Annotated in this window: 8 protein-coding genes; 6 read left to right on the top strand and 2 right to left on the bottom strand. The window is 71.1% G+C overall.

Annotated elements, in window-relative coordinates:
* Positions 1-587, bottom strand: a 587-nt coding sequence (locus AB0B98_RS17175; protein WP_357363648.1) for a Gfo/Idh/MocA family oxidoreductase, incomplete at its 3' end; no start/stop codon positions are given.
* A gap of 236 nt (positions 588-823) precedes the next feature.
* On the opposite strand from AB0B98_RS17175, the gene AB0B98_RS17170 reads away from it, so the two are divergent.
* From AB0B98_RS17170 to AB0B98_RS17145, 6 genes are all read left to right on the top strand, one after another.
* A complete protein-coding gene (locus tag AB0B98_RS17170; RefSeq protein WP_238670628.1) occupies positions 824-1,954 on the top strand; it encodes a LacI family DNA-binding transcriptional regulator in 1,131 nt (376 codons plus the stop codon).
* A gap of 19 nt (positions 1,955-1,973) precedes the next feature.
* Complete coding sequence (locus AB0B98_RS17165) at positions 1,974-3,323, top strand: extracellular solute-binding protein (protein WP_238670629.1); 1,350 nt, start codon at positions 1,974-1,976, stop codon at positions 3,321-3,323.
* A 195-nt stretch (positions 3,324-3,518) separates the two neighbouring features.
* Positions 3,519-4,502, top strand: coding sequence for a sugar ABC transporter permease (locus tag AB0B98_RS17160; protein ID WP_357363645.1), 984 nt, complete (start codon positions 3,519-3,521; stop codon positions 4,500-4,502).
* Positions 4,502-5,401, top strand: coding sequence for a carbohydrate ABC transporter permease (locus AB0B98_RS17155; protein ID WP_357363664.1), 900 nt, complete (start codon positions 4,502-4,504; stop codon positions 5,399-5,401). Before AB0B98_RS17160 ends, AB0B98_RS17155 begins: the two co-directional genes overlap by 1 nt.
* A 4-nt stretch (positions 5,402-5,405) precedes the next feature.
* Positions 5,406-6,080, top strand: a complete 675-nt coding sequence (locus AB0B98_RS17150; protein ID WP_357363643.1) for a hypothetical protein — start codon at positions 5,406-5,408, stop codon at positions 6,078-6,080.
* A complete protein-coding gene (locus AB0B98_RS17145; RefSeq protein ID WP_357363641.1) occupies positions 6,077-6,922 on the top strand; it encodes a PmoA family protein in 846 nt (281 codons plus the stop codon). Before AB0B98_RS17150 ends, AB0B98_RS17145 begins: the two co-directional genes overlap by 4 nt.
* Positions 6,923-6,941: 19 nt before the next feature.
* Here the strand turns inward: AB0B98_RS17145 and AB0B98_RS17140 are convergent, their stop codons facing one another.
* Positions 6,942-9,164, bottom strand: a complete 2,223-nt coding sequence (locus tag AB0B98_RS17140; protein ID WP_357363639.1) for a hypothetical protein — start codon at positions 9,162-9,164, stop codon at positions 6,942-6,944.
* Between the last annotated feature and the right edge of the window lie 47 nt (positions 9,165-9,211).

Genomic DNA, 9,211 nt, shown 5'->3' with positions numbered 1-9,211 from the left:
GCCTTGTGCACCATCAACCCGCCGGAGGTGGCCTTGTCGCGGTGCCAGCGACGGAAGTAGTCGGCGCCGTGGCGGACGTCGAGCAGCCACTCGAAGTGCACCGAGCCGATCTCGCCGACCGCGCCCTCGGCGAGCAGCCGGCGAACCTGTTCGTGCAGCGGGTTGTAGCGGTAGTTGAAGGCGACAGTCACCCGGCCGCCGGTCTCGGTCACCGCGTCCAGGATGCGCCGGCAGCGGGCCACGTCCACTGTCATCGGTTTCTCGGTGACGACCTCCCGGCCGGCACGCAGCGCTGCCACCACGTACTCGTCGTGGGTGACGTCCACGCTGGTGACCAGGACGACGTCGACGCGCTCGGAGTCCAACATCACCGCGAAGTCACCGGCCGGGTACGTGGGCACCGGGCGGTGACCCAGCTCGCCCAGCCAGCGGTTGTGCGCGTCCATGCGGGCCTGGTTGACGTCGGCGAAGGCGACCAGCTCGGTGGTGTCGGCGTGGTCGAGCACCAGCGCCCGGACGAACATCTCGGCCCGCGCGCCGGTGCCCACGACGGCGTACCGGGCCCGTCCGGCGGCTCTCGGTGACATGCGGTCGCCTCCCGTGATGCTGCAAAGGTTTGCAATGAAGTAATCACGATCGATCCGTTCGCGTCAACGACGACAGCGGGATCGGCGTCATTTGTCAGCGTTTGAGGGGCGGCAAGTCACTAGGGGGAGTGTGGGTGCAACGAAGCCGTAACCATTGACCGTTGACACTGGCGCAACCGTTTGCATTAATGGGCCACACCTGCGTGACCGCCACCACATCGGACGAAGGGGTCGCCGTGCCAGTCACCATCCGGGACGTCGCCCGGGCGTCCGGTGTGCACATCTCCACCGTGTCCCGCACCTTCTCCGCTCCACACCTGGTCAACCCGGAGACCCGGGTCCGGGTGCTGGCCTGCGCGGAGGATCTGGGCTATCGGCCCAACCGCGCCGCCCGGGCCCTGATCACCGGGCGGACACACAACATCGGGCTGATCATCGCGGACATCGCGAACCCGTTCTTTCCGCCGCTGATCAAGGCGGCGGAGAGCCAGGCCCGGCACCGCGACTACCACGTCTTCGTGGCCGACACCAACGAGGACCCGACCGCCGAGGAAGAACTGGTCCACGCCCTCGCGAAGCAGGTGGACGGGGTGCTGCTGTGCAGCCCTCGGATGAGCAACAGCCTGATCGAGCAACTCAGCCGCGAGGTGCCGCTGGTCGTGGTGAACCGCCAGGTGACCGGCCTGCCCTGCGTACTGATGGACGTCGGGCAGGGCGCCCGTTCAGCGATCGAGCACCTGGTCGGCCTGGGACACCGCAGCATCGCGTTGCTCGGTGGCCCGCGCAGCTCGTGGACCAACCGGGAGATGCGCCGTGCCGCCGCCGCGGCCGCCCGGGCCGGCGGCGCGGAGCTGACCATGCTCGGCCCCAACGCGCCCACCGAGGTCGGCGGCTCCGCCGTCGCCGAGCAGGTGCGACGCAGTGGTGTGTCGGCAGTGCTCGCCTACAACGACCTGATGGCGATCGGCCTGATCGAAGGGCTGGACGCGCTCGGGGTCCGGGTGCCGCAGGAGGTGAGCGTCGTCGGGGTCGACGACATCACCCTGAGCCGGCTGACCCGCCCCAAACTGACGACGGTGGCCACACCCACCGGGGCCGCCGGCCGGACGGCCGTCGACATGCTGCTGCAACAGGACATCGAGTCACCGCGCGCCGCGCGGGGGTCCGGTGCCGGCACGGCGCTCGGCGTCCGTCGCACCACAGCACAGGTAATGCTCCAGACCGACCTGGTCATCCGCGACTCGACCGGCCCGGGCCCGTACGCCCGACCGGCACGTCCCCTGGCCGCACCACGTGGCCCGGGCCCGCATTGCCCTGCGGACCCGGGCATCCCGACTGCGGCCACCGGTGACGCCGTCGCCTCCTAATGCCGAGGAGTGAGCGCACATGCACCCCGCAACGCCCCCCACCACTGACGCGCCCGTCGGGCGCGCCCACCGTACCCCGCTGCCTCGGCGGCGCCTGCTGCGTGGCCTGCTCGCCGTGACGGTCGCCGCACCGCTGATGTTCGGCGCCGCCGCCTGCGGAGACGACGGCGGCGGCGCCGCCGACCCGAACGCGCCGGTCAAGCTCTCCATCTTCTGGTGGGGTGGCGACGCCCGGGCCAAGCTGACCGAGGACGCCCTCGCGCTCTACACCAAGAAGCACCCGAACGTGACATTCGAGAAGACCTGGCAGGCCAACCAGGGCTACTTCGACAAACTGGCAACGCTCACCGCCGGCGGCAACCCGCCGGACCTGTTCCAGATCGACGACAACTACCTCGCCGAGTACGCGGCCCGCAACACCACGCTCGACCTGACCTCGTACCAGGAGTCCGGGAAGCTGGACACCTCGAAGTTCCCCAAGAGCCTCTGGCAGTACGGCGTCGTCGACGGCAAGCTCGCCGGCCTGGCCGCCGGGGAGAACACCCAGGGTCTGGTCTACAACAAGACGCTGCTGACCAAGCACAACCTGCCCGAGCCGACCACCGGGATGACCTGGGAGCAGCACATCGCCTGGGCCGAGCAGGTCACCGCCAAGACCAAGGTGCCCGGCACCCAGGACCCGAGCGCCGACTACAAGGCGCTCTGGGTCTGGCTGCGCCAACAGGGCAAGGACCTCTACAAGGGCAAGGAGCTGGGCTTCACCGCCGAGGACGTGACCACGTGGTTCGACCTGTGGAAGGGCGCCCGCGACCGCAAGGCCACCCCGAGCGCCGACGTCATCCACGAGGGCAACTCCAGCGACGTCACCAAGCAACTGGTGGTCACCGGTAAGTCGGCGACCTCCTGGGTCTGGGCCAACCAGATGCCCGACCTGAAGAAGAACACCAAGGACGAGCTGGGCGTGATCGCCTACCCCGGTGACCCGAGCGCGCAGTGGGCCCGCGCCTCGATGTACTGGTCGGTCTTCAAGGGCAGCAAGAACAAGGACATCGCCGTCGACGTGATCAACTTCCTGAACAACGACATGGAAGCGGTCAAGCTGCTCGGCACCGACCGTGGCTTGCCGTCCAACCTGGATTTGCGCCGGGTGGTCAGCGACGACACCACCGACCCGGCCATGAAGCAGTCCATCGCCGTCGAGGCGGAGCTGACCCAGAAGTTCGGCGAGTCGCCGCAGGTGCCGATCAAGGGCCACAGCAAGGTGAAGTCCGAGCTGATCAAGGCGGCCGAGAACGCGCAGTACGGCCGGGCCACCCCCGCCGAGGCCGCCGCCCAGTTCGTCGAGGCGTGCAAGTCCGCCATCGCCTGACCGCCCCCAGGGTCTGTGTCGAAGTCCCTGGCCGGCCTGCGGCGGGACCAGACAACGACCGGCCGCGTTGGAGATCGGTCCGGATACAACACCGGTATCCGGACCGATCTCCGCCTTGCCGGACCGCCGTCTGGACTCCGCCTCGGCTCGACCGGGGACTTCGACACAGACCCAACGCGAGGAGAGGAGCTGTTCGTGGCGTTGACCACGGCACCCGACCCGACCCGACGCGGCCCCGGATCCGACCGGGCCCACGCTGAGAGGCGTGGGCCCGGACGCTTCCGGCACAGCGAAGGTCTGGCGGGGTACGTCTTCCTGTCGCCGTGGCTCATCGGCCTGATGGGTGTCACGGCAATTCCCATGCTGCTGTCGCTCTACCTGAGCTTCACCAACTACGACATCCTCACCCCCTTCTCCGAGGTGGAGTGGGTGGGGCTGGCCAACTACGAACGGATGTTCACCGCCGACCCGTCGTACTGGCACGCGGTGCGGGTCACACTGACCTTCGCGCTGATCGCCGTACCGCTGAAGCTGGCCGCGGCGCTCGGCGTGGCGCTGCTGCTCAACCGCGCCTGGCGCGGCGTCGGGCTGTTCCGCGGGCTGTTCTACCTGCCGTCCCTGCTCGGCGGCAGCGTCGCGCTGGCCATCGTCTGGGTCAACATGTTCAACCGCGACGGCGCGTTCAACTCGCTGCTGAGCCTCTTCGGCATCACCGGCAAACCGTGGGTGAACGACCCCGACTGGGCCCTCGAAACACTGATGGTGCTGGCCATCTGGCAGTTCGGCGCACCGATGGTGATCTTCCTGGCCGGGCTCAAGCAGGTGCCCACCGAGCTGTACGAGGCCGCGTCCGTCGACGGTGCCAACCGGTTCCGCCAGTTTCGCAACGTCACCCTGCCGATGCTCTCGCCGGTCATCTTCTTCAACCTGGTGCTGGAGACCATCAACGGCTTCCAGGGCTTCACCGCCGCGTTCGTGCTCAGCAACGGCACCGGCGGCCCTGTCGACTCCACCCTGATGTACACGCTGAACCTCTACATCACCGGCTTCACCGATCTCAACATGGGCTACGCCTCGGCAATGGCCTGGGTGTTCCTGCTCGCCATCGCGGTCATCACCGCGATCTTCTTCAGCACCGGACGGTTCTGGGTGCACTACTCCGACGGGGAGGACCGGTGATGGTGACGGTGACCCCGACGACCACAGCGCCGACCACAGCGCCGCCGAACGCGCGCCGACGGCCCGGCGGACGACCCGTGCTGCGGCTGCTGATCCTGGTGGCGATCGTCGCAGTGGTGCTCTACCCGCTGATCTGGATGGTGGGCACCTCGCTGAAGTCCCAGGAGGAGATCGTCAACAACGTCGGGCTGCTGCCCGAGCGGTTCACCCCGGGCAACTACACCGCCGGGTGGTCCAACTTCGACGTCAGCTTCGGCCGGTTCTTCCTCAACAGCGCCATGGTCAGCCTGCTCACCGTCGTCGGTAACGGGCTCTCCTGCCTGCTGGCCGCGTACGCCTTCGCCCGGCTGCGGTTCCGGCTGCGCGGCATGTGGTTCGCCGTCATGATCGGCACGCTGTTGCTGCCCCAGCACGTGCTGATCGTTCCGCAGTACATCCTGTTCCGCACGCTCGGGCTGGTCGGCGGCGACTGGCCCTACCTGCCGCTGCTCATCCCGCAGTTCCTGGCCACCGAGGCGTTCTTCGTCTTCCTCATGGTGCAGTTCATGCGCGGCGTCCCCCGGGAGCTGGACGAGGCGGCCCGCATCGATGGCGCCGGCCCGTTCGGCATCTTCCGGCACATCATCCTGCCGTTGAGCCGCCCGGCGCTGGTCACCACGGCGATCTTCTCGTTCATCTGGACCTGGAACGACTTCTTCCGCCAGCTTGTCTTCCTGTCCCAACTGGAGGATTACACGGTCCCGGTCGCGCTGACCCTGTTCATCGACTCGACCAGCCAGAGCGCTGTCGGCCCGATGTTCGCCATGTCGGTGCTGTCGCTGCTGCCGGTCTTCCTGTTCTTCGTCGCGTTCCAGCGGATGCTCGTCGAGGGGATCAACACCAGTGGCATCAAGGGCTGAACCCGTGGACACCGGCGGGCGGCGCGACTGGCGCGACGTGGCCCGCGACGCCGCCGATCTGGCGCTGCTGGGCATCCTGTTGACCCTCGCGGCGGTGCCCCTGCTCACCGCCGCCGCGGCGGCGGGCACCGCCAGCGCGGCGGTGCACGACTGGACGCGTACCGGCAGCTGGCCGTCGGCGCGCACGACAGTGCGCCGGTTCGGCCGCGCGGTGCTGCCCGGTGTGCCGGTCAGCCTGCTCGCGCTGGTCGGCGCGGCGCTGCTCGCCGCCGACCTGGCCGCGCTGGCCACCGGCCGGGTGCCGGGCGGCCCGGCGGCGCTGCTGGTGACGGCGCTGATCGCGGCCGGCCTGGCCGGGTACGGCGGGCTGGTCGTCGTCGAGGTGGGCGGCAACGGGGGCGGGCGGTGGTGGGCCTCGGCCCGCCGCGCCGCCCGCGCCTGCCTCGACGCGCCCACCCGCTGGGCGGCGCTCACCGGCGTCGTCGCGCTGGCCGGGCTGCTCACCGTCCTGGTCACCCCTGTCGCGGTGCCGATCCTCGCCGGCTACACGGTGGCCGCCCTGCACGCAGTCGCCGCCCGCCGGCTGGTCTCCGTCGCCGGAGGCCGGCAGAGGCCAGCCGCCCCCGACGCCCGCCGGCCGGTCCCGGTCGCCGTCGCCGGTCGCCGGGAGCTGCCGTGAGCGGGGAGCCGGTGCGGCTGACGGTCGGGGCCACGGAGGTGGCCGAGTACGTGCTCGACCCGGCGGTGGACGCGCGGCACGGGCCCCGACCCTATCTGCACCCGGTACGCACGCTCGGCGGAACCGTGGTCACCGACGCGCTCCCCGCCGACCACGTGTGGCACCTCGGCGCGTCCCTCGCGGTGCAGGACGTCGACGGCAGCAACCTCTGGGGCGGGCGCACCTACGTCCGCGACGTCGGTTACACCTGGCGGGACGACCACGGCGTCATCGCGCACACCGGTGAGGTCGAACGGTCCCCGGGCCGGTACGCGCATGATCTCCAGTGGCGTGACCGGGCCGGCACTGTGCTGCTGACCGAGCGGAGGTGGCTCACCGCGTCGGTGGTCGCGCCGGACGCCTGGCGGCTCGACCTGGAGTCCGTCCTCGTCGCCCCCGACGACCGGGAGATCCGGCTGGGCAGCCCGGCCACCAACGGCCGCCCGGGCGGGGCCGGCTACGGCGGGTTCTTCTGGCGGGCCGCCGCCGACGGCGAACCGGCGGTGTTCACCGCCGACGCGGCCGGCGAGGAGACGGTCAACGGCAGCGCGGCGCCGTGGCTCGCGCTGACCGGCGTCCGGTCGGGTGCCGGGGCGTACACACTGGTCTTCGCGGGCCTCGGCCGCGCCGACCGGTGGTTCGTGCGGACCGGAATGTATCCCGGGGTCTGTGTGGCGTTCGCGTTCGACAGTCCGGCGGTGGTGCCGGCCGGTGGGAGCCGGCACGGCCGGTACCAGGTGTGGGTGGCCGACGGGACCCTTGACCGGGACGGCGTGGCGGCCCTGGTCGCGGCAGTGCGGTGACAGTGCTGAGCGGTTGCGGTCAGCGCGAGCGGTCGGTCAGCTCGCGGACGGCCACCTGGTACGCGGCCTGGGTATGGTACGGCCAGTGCCCCTCGATCGGCGGCGGCACGGTGTCCGCGGGGTCGATGGTCAGGCTGCGGGGGTCACGCAGTCGAATGTCGACGTCGACGCCGGGCGGTGCTCCGTCCGGGCCCGGAGGAAAGATCGGCCCACCGATCGGGTCGGTGTCACGCCACAGGTTGCGCCACCGCCACCCGATCCGCCCGCCCAGGTCGCGGAGCGTCCGCGGCCCGAGGTACGCCGGGTAGAGCCGCGCGTAGGTGCGTTGCAGCGGTGAGCCGTAGGTCAACAGCGACACCCGGGCCAGCACTGACGGCGGTAGTTGCAGGATGGTGGCGGCGGCGAGCACCGAGCCGTGGCTGTGCCCGGAGATGACCACCGGTCCCCGCGCGGTGAGCCCGGTGACCCGTTTCGCCAGCTCCGGGACAGCGCGGGCGGCGTAGCAGGGCGGCGCGAACGGGTGAACGGTTCGGGGCCAGAACGTGCCGAGGTCCCACAGCACCGCCACCACCCGCCGGGTCTGGGCGGACCGGTACGCCCGGAAACCGAGGATCATGAGGCAGATCACCAACATGCTGATCACCCAGACTCCGGCGTCGGTGACGTACGCGGCGAGCACGGCGAACGCGCCCCCGTGCCCGCCGAGGCGGGCCGCGAGCTGGGTGGGACCGATCCCGATCACGTCGAAGGCGACGGTGGCCAGCCCGATCGACGCGATCACCAGGAATGCGATCAGCACCGGGCCGAGCTCCTCGGTGATCCGCGACCGGGCGATGGTCTCCCGGACCAGGCTCAGCCGGCGCCGGTCCTGCGCCGGCACGTCGGGGTAGTCCCGTTCGATGATCCGCGCCGCCAGTCTCCGTCGCCGCCGGCGGCTCAGCAGGAGGGTCGCCGAGGTCACCGCCGCGCCGATCAGCAGCGCGGCGAGCCCGGCGAGGGCCGCCCACCAGTAGGCCACCGGCGGGTCCAGCGGGCCGACCACCGGCGGGTTGGGTCGGATCGGATCGGGGATGTCGCCGTGGTCGAGGGCGTCCGCGACGCGGTACACCAGGGTCGCGGTGAAGGCCGCGCCGACGCTCACGGCCGCCGCCGCCACGATCGGGGTGCCGAGCCCGCGCAGGAAGGGGCGTTCGTCGTCGCGGGCGGCACGCTGCCGGGTGTACGTGACGATGGTGAGCACGATCAGCAGGACGCCCTGCGTGGCGACCACCCCGGCGGCGGCGCCCTCGTACCCGGGCAGCTTGCCCAGACCGGCCGGTGCCGGATCCGCGAGCGTGGCAGTGCCGAGGCAGCACACGGTCACCACAGCGGTGGCCGCCCAGAGGGGGCGCAGGAGCCGCCGCGCCCTCGCCGGGCTGGTCGGCACGGGAAGGGCGAGCAGGACCACCTCGACCACGAGCAGCCCGACGGCGATCCCGAACAGCACGCCGTGACCGGGCGCGCCCACCCCACCCGGTGTGATGCCGGCGAGCAGTGCGACGTTCAGCGTCCCGACGCCGAGCACCACGTGAAGCTGGCGCAGCCAACCGGTGGTCTGTTCGTCCTGCCAGAAGCCGGGGTCGGTCAGGCTCTCGGTCCGTTCACCGGCCAGGCGTTGCGCCGACGACGGGCCGAACCCCTCGAAGGCCCGCGCCGACCTGGTGCCGATGGCCCAGACGACCCGCAGCGCCAGCAGCGGAACGATCGACAGCAGGGCCAGTCGGGGCCCGGTCGGGAGGGTGTGCAGCCAGGCCAGGTAGGGGCGGCTGGCCCGGCACCCGGGGTACGGCACACACTGCCAGCCGACCAGGTCCAGCGTGACGCCCACGGACGCCAGCACGAACGTGGCCGTCAGGGTGCCGGCGAGCAACCGGCACAGCGCGCCCAGCAGCCCCCACCGGTCGCGCCCCGGCGGGCGGAGCCAGATCGCCAGGTTGCTCAGCATGAAGGGCAGCAGCAGCAACATCGAGGCCGTCCGGACCGCCGCGCCGGCGGTCAACGAACCCCAGCGGTACGCCTCGACGGCGACTCCGCCGGTGGCCCCGCCGGCGGTGCCGCTGCCCGGCCGGGGCCGGAAGAAGCCGGCGTGCGCGTCTCCGGCGACCCGGACCACGATCGGGTGGTCGAGGATCCGTTCGGCGGTGACCCCGGAAATGCCGTGTACCCGCAGCTCCACGGCGTCGCGCCCCGGCGTCCTGTCCACGCCGTCAGGGTCACAGACAATCCACCGGGCCGTTGCTGATACGGCAA

This window comes from Micromonospora sp. NPDC048947 (genome assembly GCF_040649495.1).
Taxonomy (GTDB): Bacteria; Actinomycetota; Actinomycetes; order Mycobacteriales; family Micromonosporaceae; genus Micromonospora; species Micromonospora alfalfae.
This window is presented reverse-complemented; position numbering and strand designations above follow the sequence as displayed.

Coding starts and splice junctions, on each gene's coding strand:
- AB0B98_RS17165 (WP_238670629.1), top strand. CDS start 1,974: ATGCACCCCGCAACGCCCCCCACCACTGACGCGCCCGTCGGGCGCGCC.
- AB0B98_RS17155 (WP_357363664.1), top strand. CDS start 4,502: ATGGTGACGGTGACCCCGACGACCACAGCGCCGACCACAGCGCCGCCG.